The 19,501-nt window shown below is 66.6% G+C and carries 15 protein-coding genes; 2 read left to right on the forward strand and 13 right to left on the reverse strand.

What is annotated here, in order from left to right; genetic code table 11:
- Positions 1-64: 64 nt before the first annotated feature.
- From BTN82_RS13215 to BTN82_RS13260, 10 genes are all read right to left on the reverse strand, one after another.
- Positions 65-1,720, reverse strand: a complete 1,656-nt coding sequence (locus tag BTN82_RS13215) for a BatD family protein (protein ID WP_075119559.1) — start codon at positions 1,718-1,720, stop codon at positions 65-67.
- Positions 1,717-3,474, reverse strand: coding sequence for a VWA domain-containing protein (locus BTN82_RS13220; protein WP_075119560.1), 1,758 nt, complete (start codon positions 3,472-3,474; stop codon positions 1,717-1,719). Before BTN82_RS13220 ends, BTN82_RS13215 begins: the two co-directional genes overlap by 4 nt.
- Positions 3,471-4,547 (reverse strand): vWA domain-containing protein, encoded by a 1,077-nt coding sequence (locus BTN82_RS13225; protein WP_075119561.1) that lies wholly within the window; start codon positions 4,545-4,547, stop codon positions 3,471-3,473. Before BTN82_RS13225 ends, BTN82_RS13220 begins: the two co-directional genes overlap by 4 nt.
- Positions 4,540-5,034, reverse strand: a complete 495-nt coding sequence (locus BTN82_RS13230; RefSeq protein ID WP_075119562.1) for a DUF4381 domain-containing protein — start codon at positions 5,032-5,034, stop codon at positions 4,540-4,542. The genes BTN82_RS13225 and BTN82_RS13230 overlap by 8 nt, the downstream gene beginning before the upstream one ends.
- The gene (locus BTN82_RS13235; RefSeq protein ID WP_075119563.1) at positions 5,031-5,975 is read right to left on the reverse strand and encodes a DUF58 domain-containing protein; all 945 of its coding nucleotides are present in this window, start codon (positions 5,973-5,975) and stop codon (positions 5,031-5,033) included. The genes BTN82_RS13230 and BTN82_RS13235 overlap by 4 nt, the downstream gene beginning before the upstream one ends.
- 5 nt (positions 5,976-5,980) lie before the next feature.
- Positions 5,981-6,940, reverse strand: coding sequence for an AAA family ATPase (locus tag BTN82_RS13240; protein WP_075119564.1), 960 nt, complete (start codon positions 6,938-6,940; stop codon positions 5,981-5,983).
- Positions 6,941-7,116: 176 nt separating this feature from the next.
- Positions 7,117-8,457 carry an MFS transporter gene (locus tag BTN82_RS13245; protein ID WP_075119565.1) on the reverse strand — a complete coding sequence of 447 codons (1,341 nt, stop codon included), beginning with the start codon at positions 8,455-8,457 and terminating at the stop codon, positions 7,117-7,119.
- Positions 8,458-8,520: 63 nt separating this feature from the next.
- Positions 8,521-9,714 (reverse strand): L-2-hydroxyglutarate oxidase, encoded by a 1,194-nt coding sequence (lhgO, locus tag BTN82_RS13250; protein ID WP_075119566.1) that lies wholly within the window; start codon positions 9,712-9,714, stop codon positions 8,521-8,523.
- A gap of 105 nt (positions 9,715-9,819) precedes the next feature.
- Positions 9,820-10,530 (reverse strand): FadR/GntR family transcriptional regulator, encoded by a 711-nt coding sequence (locus BTN82_RS13255; protein ID WP_075119567.1) that lies wholly within the window; start codon positions 10,528-10,530, stop codon positions 9,820-9,822.
- Between the two features lie 77 nt (positions 10,531-10,607).
- Positions 10,608-10,961 (reverse strand): hypothetical protein, encoded by a 354-nt coding sequence (locus BTN82_RS13260; RefSeq protein ID WP_075119568.1) that lies wholly within the window; start codon positions 10,959-10,961, stop codon positions 10,608-10,610.
- Positions 10,962-11,471: 510 nt separating this feature from the next.
- Here BTN82_RS13260 and BTN82_RS13265 point away from each other — a divergent pair.
- Positions 11,472-16,340, forward strand: coding sequence for an NAD-glutamate dehydrogenase (locus BTN82_RS13265; RefSeq protein ID WP_075119569.1), 4,869 nt, complete (start codon positions 11,472-11,474; stop codon positions 16,338-16,340).
- A 193-nt stretch (positions 16,341-16,533) separates the two neighbouring features.
- Here BTN82_RS13265 and BTN82_RS13270 read toward each other — a convergent pair whose 3' ends face one another.
- The 3 genes from BTN82_RS13270 to BTN82_RS13280 all read right to left on the reverse strand — a co-directional run bounded on the left by BTN82_RS13270 (position 16,534) and on the right by BTN82_RS13280 (position 18,891).
- A complete protein-coding gene (locus BTN82_RS13270; protein ID WP_075119570.1) occupies positions 16,534-16,953 on the reverse strand; it encodes a cupin domain-containing protein in 420 nt (139 codons plus the stop codon).
- 94 nt (positions 16,954-17,047) lie between these two features.
- Positions 17,048-17,329 carry a putative quinol monooxygenase gene (locus BTN82_RS13275; RefSeq protein WP_075119571.1) on the reverse strand — a complete coding sequence of 94 codons (282 nt, stop codon included), beginning with the start codon at positions 17,327-17,329 and terminating at the stop codon, positions 17,048-17,050.
- 128 nt (positions 17,330-17,457) lie between these two features.
- Positions 17,458-18,891: a PLP-dependent aminotransferase family protein gene (locus tag BTN82_RS13280; RefSeq protein ID WP_075119572.1), complete on the reverse strand. Its 1,434-nt coding sequence runs from the start codon at positions 18,889-18,891 to the stop codon at positions 17,458-17,460.
- Positions 18,892-19,057: 166 nt separating this feature from the next.
- On the opposite strand from BTN82_RS13280, the gene BTN82_RS13285 reads away from it, so the two are divergent.
- Positions 19,058-19,498: a carboxymuconolactone decarboxylase family protein gene (locus tag BTN82_RS13285; RefSeq protein WP_075119573.1), complete on the forward strand. Its 441-nt coding sequence runs from the start codon at positions 19,058-19,060 to the stop codon at positions 19,496-19,498.
- Positions 19,499-19,501 lie beyond the last annotated feature (3 nt).

Below are 19,501 nucleotides of genomic sequence, written 5' to 3' on the forward strand. Positions count from 1 at the left end.
CTCTCGCCGCGCACTGCGGAATCAGACAATTCTGAAAGCAGCGGCCGGCCAGGGGCTCGCCGGCTTACTTCGGATACAGCGGCGGCAGGCTGCTGGTGTCGGCGACCGGGTCCTGCACGCGTTCGGCGATCGGGATGGTGCGGATCGCCCGCCACAGTTCCTCGCCTTGCCAGTACTGGCCGGTTTCGCTGTAGAGCGCGCCGTTCAGGCCGTCCAGGGCATCGGACAGGGGCACGAAGCGCGCCGCCATGTCGGCCAGGGTTTCCGGTTGCTGGCGAGCCCAGGCGTCGAGGGCCTGGCGGGTGGCCTGGGGGTCGTTGGCCAGGCAGGCGCGCTTGAGGTCGTCGAGCAGGGTCCGTGGGCTCGGGCCGGTCTGCGCGGCCCGCAGGATCGCCGGTTGCCAGCGCGCCCGCCACCACAGGCCGAAGCCCAGCAGGGTGGTGCAGGCGAAGATCAGGGTGCTGAGTTTCCAGGCCCAGAGGCTGCCGTCGTTGGCAGTGCCGTCGGCTGGTGTAGCACCGGCGGGCGTGTCGACCACCAGGCTCGGGTTGTTCGCCACTTGCAGGGTGCGCGCCGGCAGGCTGCTGCGTTCCAGGTGGTCTTCATGGGTGTTCCACCAGACCACTTCCACCGCCGGCAGCTCGATGGCGCCGCTGCGGTTGGGCACCAGGGCCTGGCTGTCTTCGCGGCTGCCGATCAACCCGCGGTCGCTAACCTGGCTGCTCAGTTGCGGCTGGTCCGGGTAGCTGCGCAGGCCGTTGGCTTCGGTGACCGGCAGCGGCGGCAGTTGCGAGCCGGACAGGCCTTCGGCCTTGAGGACCAGGCTGCGGGTCAGGGACTCGCCGACCTGGCTCTGCTCTGGCTCGGGGCTCCAGCTTTCCCCCAGGCTCAGGCTGCGGGCCGGCAGCCAGGGCGCGTCGGCCGGGTATTCGGCGGGCTTGGCCCGGACTGTCAGCGGCATCTGCGCGGAGCTGACGTGCATCAGCTTGCCCGGTTTCAGGCCCAGGGGCGCCGGGTTCTGGCTGTTCGCGGCGTCGGCCAGGGTGGCGCTGAAGGTCAGGGCCGGGATCTGCAGCACGCCGCTGTGCTGGGGAAAGATCGCGTAGCGGGTCTCGATCACGCCGTGGCGCACGCCGTTGATGACTTTTTCGTAGGTGCGCGGCTCGCCGAGCTGCTCGACCCGGGCATCGCTGATCTGCAACGGCGTCAGGCTGCTGTCGTCGTACAGCGACACCGAGTGGTAGATGTGCAGGGTCAGCACGGCCTGGGCCTGGACGTAGACGCTGTCCTGGTCGAGGCTGGCGTCGATGAACACCGGCTCCAGCGGCGCGCTGTCGTTGCGGCTCTCGCTTTGCAGCACCTGCAGGGAGATCGGCTGGCTTTGCACGTCGCCCAGTTGCAGGGCCGGGATCACTACGCTGCCGGTGGTCCGGGGCAGCAGGGTAATGATCCAGCGGGTGATGGCGCGGTTGTCGCCGCTGAGGCTGGTCAGCTGGTTGACCTGGCGCGTGCCCCGGACCTCGAACTGCGCTTGCAGGGGCGTGAGGTCGGGTTTGCCGAACAGCGTGACGTCGTTGGATTCCAGGGTCAGCTCGACGGTTTCCCCGGAGTTCACGCGGCTGCGGTCGACGCTGGCGAGCAGCCCTTCGGCCCGGGCCTCGAAGGCGCCGAGCAGCAGCGTCAGCACAAGCGTGAACGAGAGGGCGGTGCGGCGGGTCATCGAATTTTTCCCTGATCCTGATGTTGTTGCTGTTCGTACCAGAACTTGCGGCGCAGCAGTTCGCCCGGGTCGTCCGGGATCTTGCGCAGCCATTGTTCCAGCGCCTGGCGGTGCTCGCCGTCGAAATTGTCCTGGGCCTTGCGCAGCGGCGGCGTGGTGGTCTGCTCGTTGTCCAGTTCGCTGCCGGGCACCGTGTCGTTGCCGGGGGTGGCGACTTCCTCGTCGGTCGATGCCTCGGCCGTGGCCGGCTGCTCGGTCTGCGCTGGCGGCTGGCCCGGCGTCGTCGGGGCCTGGCTCGCCGCCCCGGCGGGCGGTTGCCGGGTTTCGTCGTTGTCGTCGGTTTCGCCCTTGGCCGGCGTTTCCGGTGGTTCCGGTTCGGCTTCTTGCAGCAGGCGTTCGACCAGGGCCTTGTTCTTTTGCGCCACCGCCAACTCCGGTTGCAGTTCCAGGGCCTGTTCGTAGGCGTCCAGCGCGGCGTCCAGCTCGCCGCTCCGGGCCAGGGCATTGCCACGATTGTAGTGGGCGCGGGCGTCGTTGCCTTCGGCGAAACGCTGAGCGGCAGCGGCATAGTTGCCGGCCTCGTACAGCGCCACCCCTTGCCACTGCGGGTCCTGGAAGTGCCTGGCCGCTTCGCCGGGCCGCTGCTGCTCCAGCAGGCGCTGGCCCTGTTGGTCGGGGCGCAACCACAGGTCGCCGAACTCGAAGGCATAGCTGGGCTGGGGCAGGGCGAACAGCAACAGCGGCAGGCAGAACAGCCAGCCGCGGCGCCCGGCGCAGGCGGCCAGCAGCAACAGCGGCAGGAGCAGCCAGTAACCCTGGTCGGCCCAGGTGTCCAGGCGCAGGGTCTGGCCGTCGTTGCGCAGGTTCTGCGGGCCGTTGAGCAGGCCCAGGCCGCGTAGGTCGTTGTCGTCCAGGCGCGCCGGGCGGTAACGGCCGCCGACGCTGCCGATGAATTGCTTCAGGCTCGGGCTGTCGAGGCGCGCCATGAGGATCGCGCCCTGGTCGTCCTTGAGGAAACTGCCGTCTTCCTGGGCCACCGGCGAGCCCTGGCGGCTGCCGATCCCCAGCATCAACAGTTGCGGCGCCTGGCCGCCGAGGGCCTGGCGAATGCCCTGGCGTTCCTGCTCGCTCAAGGACGAGCCGATCAGCAGGACCCGGCCCTGGCCCAGCGCGCCCTGGTCCAGCAGCTTCAAGGCCTTGTGCAGCGCCAGGTCGGCGCGCTGGCCGGGCTGGGGCATGATCGACGGCTTGAGGGCCTCGAGCAGATTGCGGCTGGTGGCCAGGTCGTCCGACAGCGGCACCAGGGTGTGGGCGCTGCCGGCATAGACCACGATCGCCGTCTGCGCATCGCTGCGTGCTTGCAGCAGGTCGAACAGTTTGCGCCGGGCCTGTTCCAGGCGATTGGGCGAGACGTCGTTGGCGAGCATTTCCGGGGTCAGCTCCAGCAGCACCACCAGCGGGTCGGCGGGTTTCTGGCTGGTTTGTTCCACCCGTTGCCAGCTCGGGCCGAGCAGCGCCAGCACGGCCAGGATCCAGGCCAGGCCGAGGACGATCCACGGCAGCTTGCTTTCGCGGCCGTTGCCGCCGCTGAGCAGGGCGGCATGAAAGGCCGGCGGCAGGATCATCTGCCAGCGGCCGGCGCGCTTCTGCCGATGCCACAGTTGCCATAGCAGCCAGCCGAGCAGCGGCAACAGCAACAGCCACCCGGGACGGAACCAGTGGGGCCAGAGTTCGGCCCAGAACGCGGCGTTCATCGGCGCCTCCGCAGGCGCAGGCGCTTGAGCCGTTCACGCCAGTGGGGCAGCGGTTGCAGGAAACGCCGGCGGCTGAAAAAACGTTGCAGCGGATGGTCCGGCCAGCGCTCGCGCACCACCAGTAGGACGCTCAGCAGCAGCGCCGCGGCCAGCGGCCAGCTGTACAGCGCCTGCGCCGGACGGGCCTGGGTCGGCTGCTGGGCCACCGGCTCCAGTTGGTCGAGGGTGTCCTTGATCGCTTGCAACTCCTGGCCGTCGCGAGCGCGGAAATAGCGTCCGCCGGTGGCTTCGGCGATCTCCTTGAGCGCCGGCTCGTCCAGGTCCAGGCTCGGGTTGACGCCGAGAAAGCCCAGGGTGGCGCTTTGCTCCGGGTCGGCGCCGATGCCGATCGGGTAGATCTTCACGCCTTCTTCGGCGGCCAGGCGAGCGGCGGTCAGCGGGTCGATCTCGCCGCCGTTGTTGGCGCCGTCGGTGACCAGGATCAGCACCCGGCTCTGCGCCGGCCGCTGGCGCAGGCGCTTGAGCGCCAGGCCGATGGCGTCGCCGATGGCGGTGTTCTTGCCGGCGATGCCGATCTTCGCTTCGTCCAGCCAGACGCGCACGGTACGCCGGTCGAAGGTCAGCGGCGCTTGCAGGTAGGCCTTGCTGCCGAACAGGATCAGGCCGACCCGGTCGCCCTCGCGGCTTTCCAGGAAATCGCCGAGCAGGTGCTGGACCAGGTTCAGGCGGCTGACGTCTTCGTCCTGCCATTGCATGTCGGGGAAGTCCATGGAGCCCGAGACGTCCACCGCCACCAGCAGGTCGCGGCCGCTGGCGGCCACCGGCAAGGGTTCGCCGAGCCATTGCGGGCGGGCGGCGGCGAGCAGCAGCAACGACCACAGGACAATGAACGGCGCCTGCTGGCGCCAGGTCGGCAGGTGGGTGCGGGCGCGGCGCTTGGCCAGGCCTTCCAGGTCGCTGAGGAAGCTGACCTTGAGCGCCGGCTCGCCGCTGTCGGCCACCGGCAGCAAGGCGCGCAGCAGCCAGGGCAACGGCGCCAGGGCGAAGATCCACGACCAGGCGAACTCAAACATGTTTGCGAATCCAGGTTTCCACCGCCTGGGTCAGGCCGGCGATGGCCTTGTCGTCCAGCTTGCACTCGGGCTTGTAGGCGCCTTCCACCAGCACCATCCAGCGCGTGAGGCCGGCCGCCGGGCAGCGGTTGTCAAGGAACGCCAGCCACTTGCGGCCGTTGAGGGTGTGGCTCTGGCTGTAGGGGTAATGGTTGCGGCACAGGCGCTTGAGCAGGCCGTTGAGTTGTTGCAGCCAGGCGCCGGCGGGCGCGCCGTCGTAGGGTTTGGGCAGCAGCGCCAGTTCGGCCAGGGCCGCCAGGCGTACCGGGTCCAGCGGCTGCTCGGCGCGGGGCAGGGCACGCTTGCGCGGCCACCGGCGCTTGAGCCGCCACAGGCCGAAACCCAGCAGCGGCAGCAACGCCAGCAGCAACCACCAGCCCGGCGCCGGCGGCCACAGGCCGATGGCGGGCGGGGCGAGCAGCGGTTGCAACTGCTCCAGGCTGCTCATTGGGCTTTCCCCGGGCGTTGCGGGTTGAGGTATTCGCGCAGTTGCTCGACCATTTCGCTCTGGGTGCTCAAGGGCATCAGCAGCACCCGCAGCTTTTGCGCCAGCCGTTCCCAGCGGGCGATGCGCGCTTCGCTCTGCGCGCGGTAGGCCTGGCGCAGTTCGTAGTTGAGGGTGTCCAGTTCCAGTTGCGCGCCGCGTTCGGCGAAACGCAGCAGGCCGGCGGCGGGCAGGGCGTGGTCCAGCGGGTCGGAGAGCGGCATCAGCAGCAGGTCGCAATGCCGCGACAGCAAGCTCAATTGTTGTTCGGCGGCGTCGCTCAGGGCGCGTTCGTCGCAGATCACGATCACCAGGCTGCCGGGGCGCAGCACTTCGCGGCCGCGGCGCAACGCGGTGCCGAGGGCGTCGCGCTCGGGTTCGGTCTCGCTGTGCAGCGACTGGTTGACCCGCACCAGGCGGTTGAGCAATTGCAGCAGGCTCTGCTTGCTGCGCCGCGGCTTGATTTCGTAGTGCTCGTCGTCGCCGAACACCAGGCCGCCGACCCGGTCGTTGTGCCCCAGGGCGGCCCAGCCGATCAGGCTCGCGGCCTGGGCGGCGAGCACCGACTTGAACATCAGCCCGGACCCGAAGAACAGCCGCCGGCTCTGCTCGACCATGATGAAGATCGGCCGCTCGCGCTCTTCGTGGAACAGCTTGGTGTGGGGTTCCTGGGTGCGCGCGGTGACGCGCCAGTCGATGCTGCGCACATCGTCGCCGGCCTGGTAGACCCGCACCTGGTCGAAGTCGACGCCGCGCCCGCGCAGCTTGGAGTGGTGCAGGCCGATCAGCGGGCTGCGCTGGCTCGGCGTGGAAAACAGCTGCACCTCGCGCACGCGGTGGCGCATCTCGATCAGTTCGGCGAGGCTGGTGCGGATGCCGGGGGCATCGACGGTGCTGGCGTTCATCGGGGTCAAGCGACGGCTACGACGTCGAGAATCCGCTGCACCACCCGGTCCTGGTCGATGCCGGCGGCTTCTGCCTCGAAGGACAGGATAATGCGGTGGCGCAACACGTCGAACAGCACCGCCTGGATGTCTTCCGGGCTGACGAAGTCGCGTCCGGCCAGCCAGGCGTGGGCCCGGGCGCAGCGGTCGAGGGCGATGGAGCCGCGCGGGCTGGCGCCGTAGGCGATCCATTCGGCCATCTCCGGGTCGAACTTGGCCGGGGTGCGGGTGGCCATCACCAACTGCACCAGGTATTCCTCCACCGCGTCGGCCATGTACAGGCCGAGGATTTCCTTGCGCGCGGCGAAGATCGCCTGCTGGCTGACCCGGCGCTCGGGCTTGGTTTCGCCGTTCAGCGCTTCGCCGCGGGCTTGTTGGAGGATGCGCCGCTCCACGGCGGCGTCGGGGAAACCGATCTTCACGTGCATCAGGAATCGGTCGAGCTGGGCTTCAGGCAGCGGGTAGGTGCCTTCCTGCTCGATCGGGTTCTGCGTGGCCATTACCAGGAACAGCGGCGACAGCTCATAGGTGCTGCGCCCGACGCTGACCTGGCGCTCGGCCATGGCCTCCAGCAGCGCCGACTGGACCTTGGCCGGGGCACGGTTGATTTCGTCGGCCAGCACCAGGTTGTGAAAGATCGGCCCTTGCTGGAACACGAAACTGCCGGTTTCCGGACGATAGATTTCGGTGCCGGTGATGTCGGCGGGGAGCAGGTCGGGGGTGAACTGAATGCGATGGAACTGTGCTTCGATGCCTTCCGCCAGATCCTTGATGGCCTTGGTCTTGGCCAGGCCCGGGGCGCCCTCGACCAGCATGTGGCCGTCGGCGAGCAGGGCGATGAGCAAGCGCTCGATGAGCTTTTCCTGGCCGAGAATCTGCGTTGAAAGAAAGGTTCGCAGCGCCAGTAGCGCTTCACGATGTTCCATCGATGACTGTTCCTGCAGAGGGTGACCGAAGGCGTTTGGATAACGCCAGGGCTGGGGGCGTTACTTTAATCCATCCGGGCCCCTGGCGACTAACGGCGGCTGGTAAATTTGTGCAAATAACCGTTAATTTTCCGCGCGCTGACGCGCCGCCCTCACGGCACGCCAGCGGCGGCGGTTCAGTTCTTGAAGCTGGAGTGCTTGCGGCCCTGGTCGCACAGGGCGAAGACCACCACCAGCACCCCCGAGACCGCGAGGATCAGCCCCACACCGTCGGTCGAGTGAGTGGCCGAACCGGCCACCAGGGCCAGGCCGCCCAGGGGCGCCAGGCCCCCGGCGATAGCGGTGCCGATTTCCCGGCCGGTGCCGAAACCCGAGGAGCGGGTCTGGGTCGGGAACTGGCGGCTGAGGAACGAGCCCTGGGGGGCGAACATCATCGGCGCCAGGACCCCGGTACCGATGGCGATGGCCAGGTAGATCATCAGCGGTTCGCCGGTATTGAGCAGGCTCAGGAAGGGGTAGGCGAACAGCGCCGAGCACAGGCCGCCGAGCATCAGCACCTGCTTGCTGCTCCAGCGGTCGCAGAGCCAGCCGAAGCAGGGCACGGCGACGATCGCCACCAGGCTGGCGATGGTCACCGACAGCGAGGTGACGTGGGCCTCGACGCCCTTGTACTGGGTCAGGTAGGCCAGGGAGAAGGTCTTGAAGATGTAGCTCAGGGCGTTGTAGCCGATGGCGACGAACAGCACCACGACCAGGCCCTTGAGGTCGTTCTTGAACAGCAGCTTGAGGGGCGAGGCCTGGACCTTGGCGCTGTGCGGGTCCTGGGCGTTGTCCAGCTCCTTGAACTGCGGGGTTTCCGGAATGCTGCGGCGCACCCACAGGCCGACGCCGACCAGGACGATGCTGCAGACGAACGGAATGCGCCAGCCGCCGGCGAGCAGGAAGTCGTTGCCGTTCATGGTCAGCAGGTAGACGGTCAGGGACGACAGCAAAAGGCCCAGGTTCAGCCCCAGCGCCGGCCAGGCGCCCTGGCTGCCGCGCTTGCCTTCGCTGGCGTGTTCATAGGAGGTCACCGCCGCGCCAGACAGTTCGGCGCCGGCGCCCAGGCCCTGGATGATCCGCACCAGCACCAGGATGATCGGCGCCCAGATGCCGATCGAGGCGTAGCTGGGAATCAGGCCGATCAGGGTGGTGCACACGCCCATCAGGCAGAAGGTGATGACCAGCACCTGCTTGCGTCCGAACCGGTCGCCCAGGTAGCCGAACAGCACGCCGCCGAAGGGCCGGGCGATAAAGCCGATGGCGAAGGTGGAGAAGGCCAGCAGCGAGGCGACCTTCGGGTTGCCGGGGTCGAAGAAGATTTTCGAGAAGACGATGGCCGCCATGGTGGCGTAGAGGTAGAAGTCGTACCACTCCAGCATCGAGCCGAAGATGGTCGCGGCCGCGACCTTGCGCAGGCGTTTGCGTTTCTGTTGCGGCGTTTCGGGTGCGGCCGTGGCCGTCTCGTAGACAGACATCCGAGGTTTCCTTGTTGTTTGTAGTTATTTTCAAGCAGGCGCCAGGCACCTGTGCAGCGGGGTTCAAGCAGTCTTGAGAATTCTCTGGGCAATCATCTGGCCGATCGGGATGGCCGAGGTCGCGGCCGGCGAGGGGGCGTTGCAGACGTGCACCATGCGCGGGGTTTCGGCGAACAGGAAGTCGTGTACCAGGGTGCCGTCGCGCATCACCGCCTGGGCACGGATCCCGGCTTCATAAGGCAGCAGGTCCTCGACTTCCAGGGACGGGCAATACTTGCGGCACTGTTCCAGGTAGCCGCGCTTGAACAGCGAGTTTTTCATTTCCGCGGTGCCGGAGCCGAGGTTGTTCCAGAGGGTTTTCCAGAAGCCGGGGAAGCGTGCGTACTCGGCCACGTCGCGCCAGTCGATCGAGAACTTGCGGTAGTTCTCCCGGCCGAGGCCCAGCACGGCATTGGGGCCGACTGTGACGCTGCCGTCGATCATCCGGGTCAGGTGCACGCCGAGAAACGGCAGTTCCGGGTCGGGGATCGGGTAGATCAGGTGGTTGACGATGGCGTTCTTCGCCGCGGGCAGGCGGAAGTACTCGCCGCGAAAAGGAATGATCTGGTGGTCGATCCTGACCCCGGCCAGGGTCGCCAGGCGGTCGGATTGCAAGCCGGCGCAGGCCACCAGCTGGCGGGCCTGCCAGACCTTGTCCTGGCTGCTGACGGTGACGCAGTCGGTGCTCTCGGCAATGGCCGTGACGCTTGTGTCCAGGCGGATCTCGCCGCCCGCGGCCTCGATCACCCGAGCCATGGCCTGGCACACCTGTTTGTAGTCGACGATGCCGGTGGCATCGAGGAACAGCCCGCCGAGGCCGACGATATTCGGCTCGCGGCGGCGCAGTTCGGTGGCGTCCAGGCGCTCGACCTTCAGGCCGTTCTGTTGCGAGCGCTCGTACAACGCATGCATGCGCTCGACTTCCAGCGGGGTGGAAGCCACCAGCAATTTGCCGCAGACCTCGAACTTGATCCGGTGCTGGGTGCAGAAGTCCTTGGTCGCCTGGGCGCCGCGCTTGCACAGGTCGGCCTTGAGGCTGCCGGGGGCATAGTAGATGCCGGCGTGGATCACGCCGCTGTTGTGGCCGGTCTGGTGCCGGGCCAGCACGCTTTCCTTTTCCAGGATCAGCAGCGAGGCGCCGGGCTGGCGCTCAAGCAGCGCCATGGCCGTGGCGAGGCCGACGATGCCGCCGCCGATGATGCAGTAGTCGTGGATCATGCAGATGTCATCCTGGTGGTGCTTGTTTTTATCTGATCATCAGGTTGTCAGACAAAGCTAGGCGAATAAAAAGCGCCGCACCGCGGCGCCGTCGGGTCAGCGGTTTCAGTCGATGCTGGGCAGGTCGATTTTCAAGCGTTGGGCGGCGGCCCGCAGGTGCGCTTCGGCGCAGGCGGCGGCCTGGAGCCGATCGCCGGCGGCGATGGCTTCGTACAGCGCCTGGTGTTCGCGACCGGCGTCGGCGGAACCGCCGACCGAATGCGCCGCCGAGTTCTCCCAGGCGGTGCGTCGCGCCTCGGCGAGCTGGCCGCGGAGAAAGTCATGGAAGGCCACGAAGTAGTGGTTTTTGCTGGCGTCGGCGATGGCCCGGTGGAACGCCACGTCGGCCAGGGCGGCCGCGGCGAAATCGCTGCGCTGCTCGTGCATGTCCTGCAGGGCGGCGCGCATCCGCGCCAGGTCGGCCTCGTCACGGCGCTGGGCGGCGACGGAGGCGGCCTGGGTTTCGATCCACAGGCGCATTTCGAACATCTGCGCCAGGTCAGGCTTGCGGCCCTTCTGGCTGGGAAAGCGGAACACGGTGCCGTTGGGGTTCTGCGAAATGTACGAGCCCAGCCCGCGGCGGCTGATCAGAATGCCGTCGGCCTTGAGTTGCGCCACGGCTTCGCGCACCACCGAGCGGCTGACGTTCAGTTGCTCGGTCAATTGCTGTTCGGTGGGCAGGCGCGATTCGGCGGTCAGGCGGCCGGAGTCGATTTCCTTGCGGATGGCGTTGACCACTCGTTCGACCAGGGTGTCGGGGCGCTGGAGCTGAAGCATGGGAGGCGGTGGCTCGTAAGTCAGGTTGTCAGACAATGCCGGGGCGACGGTTTCTTGTCAAGAAACCGGCTGCGGGCTCAGAGCTGGCTGATGTAGGTGCCAGTGCCGTCGAGGATGTTCTTCAGGGTTTGCTCGACCTCGGCCAGGTCCGCGGCGGCGGTGCCGTGGAGGATTTCCAGGCGGTCGCTGCCGTTGAGCGCGTCGGCGTCGCCGGCGGCGATTTCCAGCAGCAGGCGGGTCGGGCTCAGGGTGACTTTCACCCCGTCCAGGGTCGAAGGCTCGCCGTCGAGGGTGATCTCCAGTTCGTCCTCGTCCGGGTAGCGGGTCATCAGGAACATCTCGCCGCGGTCGCTGTGGCAGCAGAGCATGGCCATGTTGTCTTCTTCGTCGTCGCACGGATTGGCGATCAGGTGGGCGGTGGTCATTTGCATGGGGCGGGGTCCTGGGTCTGGCTCCGGCGGCGGAGCAGGGCGATCAAAGGGCAATTCTGCCAGCCCGGGGGAATTTCTGCTGCTTTGTGTGTCAGAGAACAGGTTGCGGCGTCGCTCGCGAATGCGGGTTTTTCTGGTACGCCAGTGCCGCAAAACCTCGGCCGGGCCGGCATTTTAGCCGCCGGCTGCTAGTGTTGTGGGTGGCCTGGCCCGCCAGTTGCCTGCCAATGACCGAATATGTCGCAGCACCGCAAGCAGCAGGCTTGCCGCTCTCGTTAAGCTGCGCAACGGATGGGCACCTGTAAAGGCATTGCCGGGGCGGCCCGGACAGTCGTTTTTACAGAGGCCCATCCGGGTACGGTGAATGTGACTTGAGCGTCTCGTCCAGCTTCACCACCCTGTCGTCCTGCGACCTCTGCCCGAGATCCAGGAGCAGGATGACCGACAGCCCCGCAAGGGGATTTGCATGCGACGCTTTACTCAATAACAAGCCCAAGCGGAGTACCACAGATGGCGTTCTTCACCGCAGCCAGCAAGGCCGACTTCCAGCACCAACTGCAAGCGGCACTGGCGCAGCACATCAGTGAACAGGCACTGCCACAAGTGGCGCTGTTCGCTGAACAATTCTTCGGCATCATTTCTCTGGACGAACTCACCCAGCGTCGCTTGTCCGACCTGGCGGGCTGCACCCTTTCTGCCTGGCGCCTGCTTGAGCGCTTCGACCACGCGCAACCGCAAGTGCGCGTCTACAACCCCGATTACGAACGTCATGGCTGGCAGTCGACCCACACCGCGGTCGAAGTCCTGCACCATGACCTGCCGTTCCTGGTGGACTCGGTCCGCACCGAGCTGAACCGCCGCGGCTACAGCATCCATACCCTGCAGACCACCGTGCTGAGCGTGCGTCGCGGGAGCAAGAACGAGCTGCTGGAAATCCTGCCCAAGGGCACCCAGGGCGAAGGCGTCCAGCAAGAGTCGCTGATGTACCTGGAGATCGACCGCTGCGCCAACACCGCCGAGCTCAATGTGTTGAGCAAGGAGCTGGAGCAGGTGCTGGGCGAAGTCCGCGTCGCGGTCGCCGACTTCGAGCCGATGAAGGCCAAGGTCCAGGAACTGATCGACGGCATCGGCAACAGCCAGTTCGTCATCGACAGCGATGAAAAGATCGAGATCAAGAGCTTCCTGGAATGGCTGGTGGGCAACCACTTCACCTTCCTCGGCTACGAAGAGTTCGTGGTGCGCGAGGACCAGAACGGCGGCCATATCGAATATGACCAGAACTCCTTCCTCGGCCTGGCCAAGCTGCTGCGCGCCGGCCTCACTGTCGACGACCTGCGCATCGAAGACTACGCCGTGAACTACCTGCGCGAACCGACGCCGCTGTCGTTCGCCAAGGCCGCGCACCCGAGCCGCGTGCACCGTCCGGCCTACCCGGACTACGTGTCGATCCGCCAGATCGACGCCGACGGCAAGGTGCTCAAGGAATGCCGCTTCATGGGCCTGTACACCTCGTCGGTGTACGGCGAAAGCGTGCGCGTGATTCCCTACATCCGCCGCAAGGTGGAGATCATCGAGCAGCGCTCCGGCTTCCAGGCCAAGGCGCACCTGGGCAAGGAACTGGCCCAGGTCCTCGAAGTGCTGCCGCGCGACGACCTGTTCCAGACCCCGGTCGACGAGCTGTTCAGCACCGTGATGTCGATCGTGCAGATCCAGGAACGCAACAAGATCCGCGTGTTCCTGCGCAAGGACCCGTACGGCCGCTTCTGCTACTGCCTGGCCTATGTGCCGCGCGACATCTATTCCACCGAAGTGCGGCAGAAGATCCAGCAAGTGCTGATGGATCGCCTCAAGGCCAGCGACTGCGAGTTCTGGACCTTCTTCTCCGAATCCGTGCTGGCGCGCGTGCAACTGATCCTGCGGGTCGACCCGAAGAACCGCCTCGACATCGATCCGCTGCTGCTGGAAAAAGAAGTGGTGCAGGCCTGCCGCAGCTGGCAGGACGACTACGCCGCCCTGACCGTCGAAAGCTTCGGCGAAGCCCACGGCACCAATGTGTTGGCCGACTTCCCGAAAGGCTTCCCGGCCGGCTACCGCGAGCGCTTCGCCGCGCATTCGGCGGTGGTCGACATGCAGCACCTGCTGAGCCTCTCGGAAAAAAATCCGCTAGTGATGAGCTTCTACCAGCCGCTGGGCCAGGTCTCCGGCCAGCGCGAGCTGCACTGCAAGCTGTACCACGCCGATACCCCGCTGGCGCTGTCCGACGTCCTGCCGATCCTGGAAAACCTCGGCCTGCGCGTGCTCGGTGAGTTCCCGTACCGCCTGCGCCACACCAACGGCCGCGAGTTCTGGATCCATGACTTCGCCTTCACCGCCGCCGAAGGCCTGGACCTGGATATCCAGCAGCTCAACGACACCCTGCAGGACGCCTTTGTCCATATCGTCCGCGGCGACGCCGAGAACGATGCGTTCAACCGCCTGGTGCTGACCGCTGGCCTGCCATGGCGCGACGTCGCGCTGCTGCGTGCCTACGCCCGCTACCTGAAGCAGATCCGCCTGGGCTTCGACCTGGGGTACATCGCCAGCACCCTGAACAACCACACCGACATCGCCCGCGAGCTGACCCGGTTGTTCAAGACCCGTTTCTACCTGGCGCGCAAGCTCACCAGCGAAGACCTGGAAGACAAGCAGCAACGCCTGGAACACGCGATCCTCACCGCCCTGGACGAGGTCCAGGTGCTCAACGAAGACCGCATCCTGCGTCGCTACCTGGACCTGATCAAGGCTACCCTGCGGACCAACTTCTACCAGACCGACGCCAACGGCCAGAACAAGTCCTACTTCAGCTTCAAGTTCAACCCGCACGCGATTCCCGAGCTGCCCAAGCCGGTACCGAAGTTCGAGATCTTCGTCTACTCGCCGCGCGTCGAAGGCGTGCACCTGCGTTTCGGCAACGTCGCCCGCGGCGGCCTGCGCTGGTCCGACCGCGAGGAAGACTTCCGCACCGAAGTCCTGGGCCTGGTAAAAGCCCAGCAAGTGAAGAACTCGGTGATCGTGCCGGTGGGCGCCAAGGGCGGCTTCCTGCCGCGTCGCCTGCCGCTGGGTGGCAGCCGTGACGAGATCGCGGCCGAAGGCATCGCCTGCTACCGCATCTTCATCTCGGGCCTGTTGGACATCACCGACAACCTGAAGGACGGCGCCCTGGTGCCGCCGGCCAACGTCGTGCGTCACGACGACGATGACCCGTACCTGGTGGTGGCGGCCGACAAAGGCACCGCGACCTTCTCCGACATCGCCAACGGCATCGCCATCGACTACGGCTTCTGGCTGGGCGACGCGTTCGCCTCCGGCGGCTCCGCCGGCTACGACCACAAGAAGATGGGCATCACCGCCAAGGGCGCGTGGGTCGGCGTGCAGCGCCACTTCCGCGAGCGCGGCATCAACGTCCAGGAAGACAGCATCACCGTGGTAGGCGTGGGCGACATGGCCGGCGACGTGTTCGGCAACGGCTTGCTGATGTCCGACAAGCTGCAACTGGTCGCCGCCTTCAACCATCTGCACATCTTCATCGACCCGAACCCGAACCCGGCCACCAGCTTCGTCGAGCGCCAGCGCTTGTTCGACCTGCCGCGCTCGGCCTGGAGCGACTACGACAGCAGCATCATGTCCGAAGGCGGCGGCATCTTCTCGCGCAGCGCGAAGAGCATCGCCATTTCGCCGCAGATGAAGGAACGCTTCGACATCCAGGCCGACAAGCTGACCCCGACCGAGCTGCTCAACGCCTTGCTCAAGGCGCCGGTGGACTTGCTGTGGAACGGCGGTATCGGCACCTACGTCAAGGCCAGCACTGAAAGCCACGCCGACGTCGGCGACAAGGCCAACGACGCGTTGCGGGTCAACGGCAACGAGCTGCGCTGCAAGGTGGTGGGCGAGGGCGGCAACCTCGGCATGACCCAGCTGGGTCGTGTGGAATTCGGCCTCAACGGCGGCGGTTCCAACACCGACTTCATCGACAACGCCGGCGGCGTGGACTGCTCCGACCACGAAGTGAACATCAAGATCCTGCTCAACGAAGTGGTGCAGGCCGGCGACATGACCGACAAGCAGCGCAACCAGCTGCTGGCGAGCATGACCGACGAAGTCGGTGGCCTGGTGTTGGGCAACAACTACAAGCAGACCCAGGCTTTGTCTTTGGCGGCGCGTCGCGCCTTTGCCCGGATCGCCGAGTACAAGCGCCTGATGAGCGACCTGGAAGGCCGCGGCAAGCTGGACCGCGCCATCGAGTTCCTGCCGTCCGAGGAGCAGCTGAACGAGCGCGTCGCCGCCGGCCACGGGCTGACCCGTCCGGAACTGTCGGTGCTGATCTCCTACAGCAAGATCGACCTCAAGGAGCAGCTGCTGGGCTCCCTGGTGCCGGACGACGACTACCTGACCCGCGACATGGAAACCGCGTTCCCGCCGACCCTGGTCAGCAAGTTCGCCGACGCCATGCGCCGTCACCGCCTGAAGCGCGAGATCGTCAGCACCCAGATCGCCAACGACCTGGTCAACCACATGGGCATCACCTTCGTGCAGCGCTTGAAGGAGTCCACCGGCATGAGCCCGGCCAACGTGGCGGGCGCCTATGTGATCGTGCGCGACATCTTCCATCTCCCGCACTGGTTCCGCCAGATCGAAGCCCTGGACCACCAGGTTTCGGCCCAGGTGCAACTGGAGCTGATGGACGAGCTGATGCGCCTCGGCCGTCGCGCCACCCGCTGGTTCCTGCGCAGCCGTCGCAACGAGCAGGACGCGGCGCGCGATGTCGCGCACTTCGGCCCGCACCTGGCGGCGCTGGGCCTGAAGCTCGACGAGCTGTTGGAAGGCCCGACCCGCGAAGGCTGGCAGACCCGCTACACCGCGTACGTCGAGGCCGGCGTGCCTGAGCTGTTGGCGCGCATGGTGGCAGGTACCACCCACCTGTACACCCTGCTGCCGATCATCGAGGCCGCCGACGTGACCGGCCACGACGCCGCCGATGTGGCCAAGGCCTACTTCGCCGTGGGCAGCGCCCTGGACTTGCCGTGGTACCTGCAGCAGATCAGCGATCTGCCGGTGGCCAACAACTGGCAGGCCCAGGCGCGCGAAGCCTTCCGCGACGACGTGGACTGGCAGCAGCGGGCGATCACCATCTCGGTCCTGCAAATGGCCGACGCGCCGCAAGACATGGAAGCCCGCGTGGCCCTGTGGCTTGAGCAGAACCAGAGCATGGTCGAGCGCTGGCGTTCGATGCTGGTGGAAATCCGTGCCGCCAGCGGCACCGACTACGCCATGTACGCGGTGGCCAACCGCGAACTGCTGGACCTGGCCATGAGCGGTCAATCGGTGCTCGTCACCGCCTGATCGAGCGTTGCCTGAAAAAGCCCCGTATCGCGAGATACGGGGCTTTTTTTTGCCTCATGGAATCGGTATGGCCGCCCCCTGTAGGAGCGAAGCTTGCTCGCGATCCGCGCAGCGGCCAGACAGCCGCTTATCCGGCGTTGTCTGTACCGGCCTCATCGCGAGCAAGCTTCGCTCCTACAGGAGAGGCCGGGGCTTATTTTTTCAGCGGCGTCAGCACGTCGTCCTTGTCGTCCTTGAGCATGAACACCAGCAGCTTGGCCGGCTGGGTGGTGCTGGCGTTGGCCGACACCGGATGCTGCGAGCCGGCCGGCTCGTACCAGGATTGCCCGGCTTTGTAGGTGATGGCCGGCTCGTCGTTGACCCGCGAGGTGATCTCGCCTTCCAGCACATAGGCCATGGCCGAGCCGGCGTGCATGTGCGGCACCGTGGCCTGGCCCGGAGCGTACTCGACGGTGAGCATCATGGCGGTCTTGCCGGGGGCGTTGGTCAACTGATGCTCCTGCAGGACAGTGAGCTTTTCCTGGCCGTACACCGGGTCATGGGCGGCGGCGCCAAGGCTGGTCAGCAGGCCGAGGCCGGCAAGGGCGCAGGTGAGGGCGTTGAGGGTTTTCATCTGGGTTTCTCCGGTTCGAGGGGGTGATTCAAGGTAAGCCGAGCTCCCCGATCGGCCTATAACCAATCCCGGCAAAGAACGGCAGACCAATGCCTCAGTGATCGAAGTCCAGGGCGCAGGCCAGGCGGCTGGCCAGCAGGTCGATGAAGCCCTGGGCCGCCGGCAGGCGGAAATGCGCCTGCATCTCGGCCGCCGAGCGCCACTGGCCGCGCACGGTCCAGTGCAAGGGGTCGCCGGCGTCGCGGCGAGCGCTGTACGCCAGGCAACCGGGGGCCGCGCCCAGGGTGGCGAGCAGCGTCGTCAAACGTTGGCCAAGCTCGTCCGAGCGGCCCTGGGCGGCGCGGATCTGCACGGTGTTGATGGCTGGACTGGACATCTGGAATCCTCCGCGAAGTCCCGTCGGCGGCGCAAGGTATCCGCCGCGACGGCATGGGGTGGAGGCTTAGGGTAGGGCCGCGAGGTTGCAACAAAAATAGCCAATCCCCGGGAAAAGCCCCGGGCCAATCAGGCGATCTGCCGCAGCAGGTCGCGCACCTTGCCCAGGGCCGGGTCGATGTCCAGGGTTTCGATGGCGCCGAAGCCGATGAACAGCCCGTCCCTGACCGGCTGCTGATAGAAGAAACCGTGCAGCGGGTACAGCCCGACCTCGACTTTCTTCGCCAGCTCCAACAGCAATGGGATGTTCACCGGCACCTTGCACAGTGCCGCCATGTGGAAGCCGGCGGTGGACGGCACGGCCTGCAGCCAGGGCGCGAGGTCGCCGTCGAGGCGTTGCAGGATGCGCTCGCGGCGCCCGGCGTACACCGTGTGGCAGCGGCGGATGTGCTTGAGCAGGTAGCCCTCGGCAATGAACTTGGCCAGTGCCCATTGCGGCAGGGTCGAGGTGTGGCAATCGCTCAGGCGCTTGGCCTTGACCACCGCCGGCAGGATCGCCGGCGGCAGCACCGCGTAGCCCAGGCGCAACTGCGGCAGCATGGTCTTGGAGAAGGTCCCGACATAGGCCACCACGCCGCGTTTATCCAGGCTTTGCAGGGAGTCGGTGGGGCGTCCCTCGTAGCGGAAATCGCTGTCGTAGTCGTCCTCGATGACGATCGCCCCCAACTCCCGCGCCCGCTCCAGCAGGGCTTCGCGGCGGGCGTGGCTCATGGGCATGCCCAGGGGGAACTGGTGGGACGGGGTGACGTAGATCAGCCGCACGCCGTCGGGAATCCGCTCGACCTGGATGCCTTCCTCGTCCACCGGCACCCCGACCACCGTCGCGCCCTGGGCGCTGAACAACAGGCGCGCGGGGGTGTAGCCGGGGTCTTCCATGGCCACCAGGCTGCCGGGTTCCAGCACCACCCGGGCGATCAGGTCGAGGGCCTGTTGCGCGCCATTGCAGACCACGATGTCGGCGTCGCCGCAGATCACGCCGCGGGAGAACGACACATGCCCGGCAATCGCGCTGCGCAGGGCCGGCAGGCCTTCGGGCTGGCTGTAGAAACCGCCGCTCTGGGCCACCCGGCGCAGGGCGTCCTGGGTGCAGCGCCGCCATTCTTCCTGGGGGAACTGATTGCGTGTGGTGGCGCCGCCGATGAACTCGTAGCGCGAGGTGCCTTCCAGGGTCGGATGGCTCAGGGGCGAGGGCAGTTCCTGCCATTTTTCCAGGCTTTGCGCGCAGGCCAGGTCCGCGGCGCTCTGCTTGCGTTCGGCCTTGACCGGGCGGGCGTTGACGAAGGTGCCGCGGCCGATCCGGCCGATCAAAAAGTTTTCGTAGGTCAGCAGGCTGTAGGTGTCCGACACAGTCTTGCGCGAGATGCCCAGTTGCTCGGCCAGCAGGCGGCTGGGCGGCAACTGTGTGCCCGTCGCCAGCCGTCCGCACTCGATGGCGTCGCGCAATTGCCGGTACAGCTGCTCGGCCAGGTCCTTGCGCCCGTTGATGACGACATGCAGTTCCATCGATGAGATTCCAAAACGATCAGTGCCCGCCAGATTACCCCCAAGGCCGGGTTTGGTGTAGCGGCCGGCCCATTGGACTGCCCATAACCCCCGGGATTGGTTATAGGACCTGGCGGCCACGCCCCTTAGGCTATGCCATATCCATTCGCAACGCCCACGGTGCCCCATGGAACCCCGCCTGGATTACTACAGCGCCTCGCCAGAAGCCCTCAAGGGCCTGCTGATGCTCGAAGCCCAGACCTTCGAGCTGTCCATCGAGAAGCCGCTGCTGGAACTGGTCAAGGTCCGTGTTTCGCAGCTCAACCACTGCGCGTTCTGCGCCGACATGCATGCGGTGCAGGCCCGTCAACACGGCGAGAGCGAGCCGCGGCTGCATGCCCTGAGCGTGTGGCGCGATTCGGCGGCGTTCAGCCCGCGGGAAAAGGCCGCGCTGGCCTGGAGCGAGGCGGTGACCCTGTTGTCCGAGGCCGCGGTGCCGGATGGGGTGTTCCAGGCCGCACGCGGCGAATTCAGCGAACGCGAGCTGGTCGACCTGACCGTCGCGGTGGCCGCCATCAACTGCTGGAACCGCCTGGCCGTGGCGTTTCGCCAACAGCCCAGCGTTTAACCC

The organism is Pseudomonas chlororaphis (assembly GCF_001921865.1).
Lineage (GTDB): Bacteria > Pseudomonadota > Gammaproteobacteria > Pseudomonadales > Pseudomonadaceae > Aquipseudomonas > Aquipseudomonas chlororaphis_D.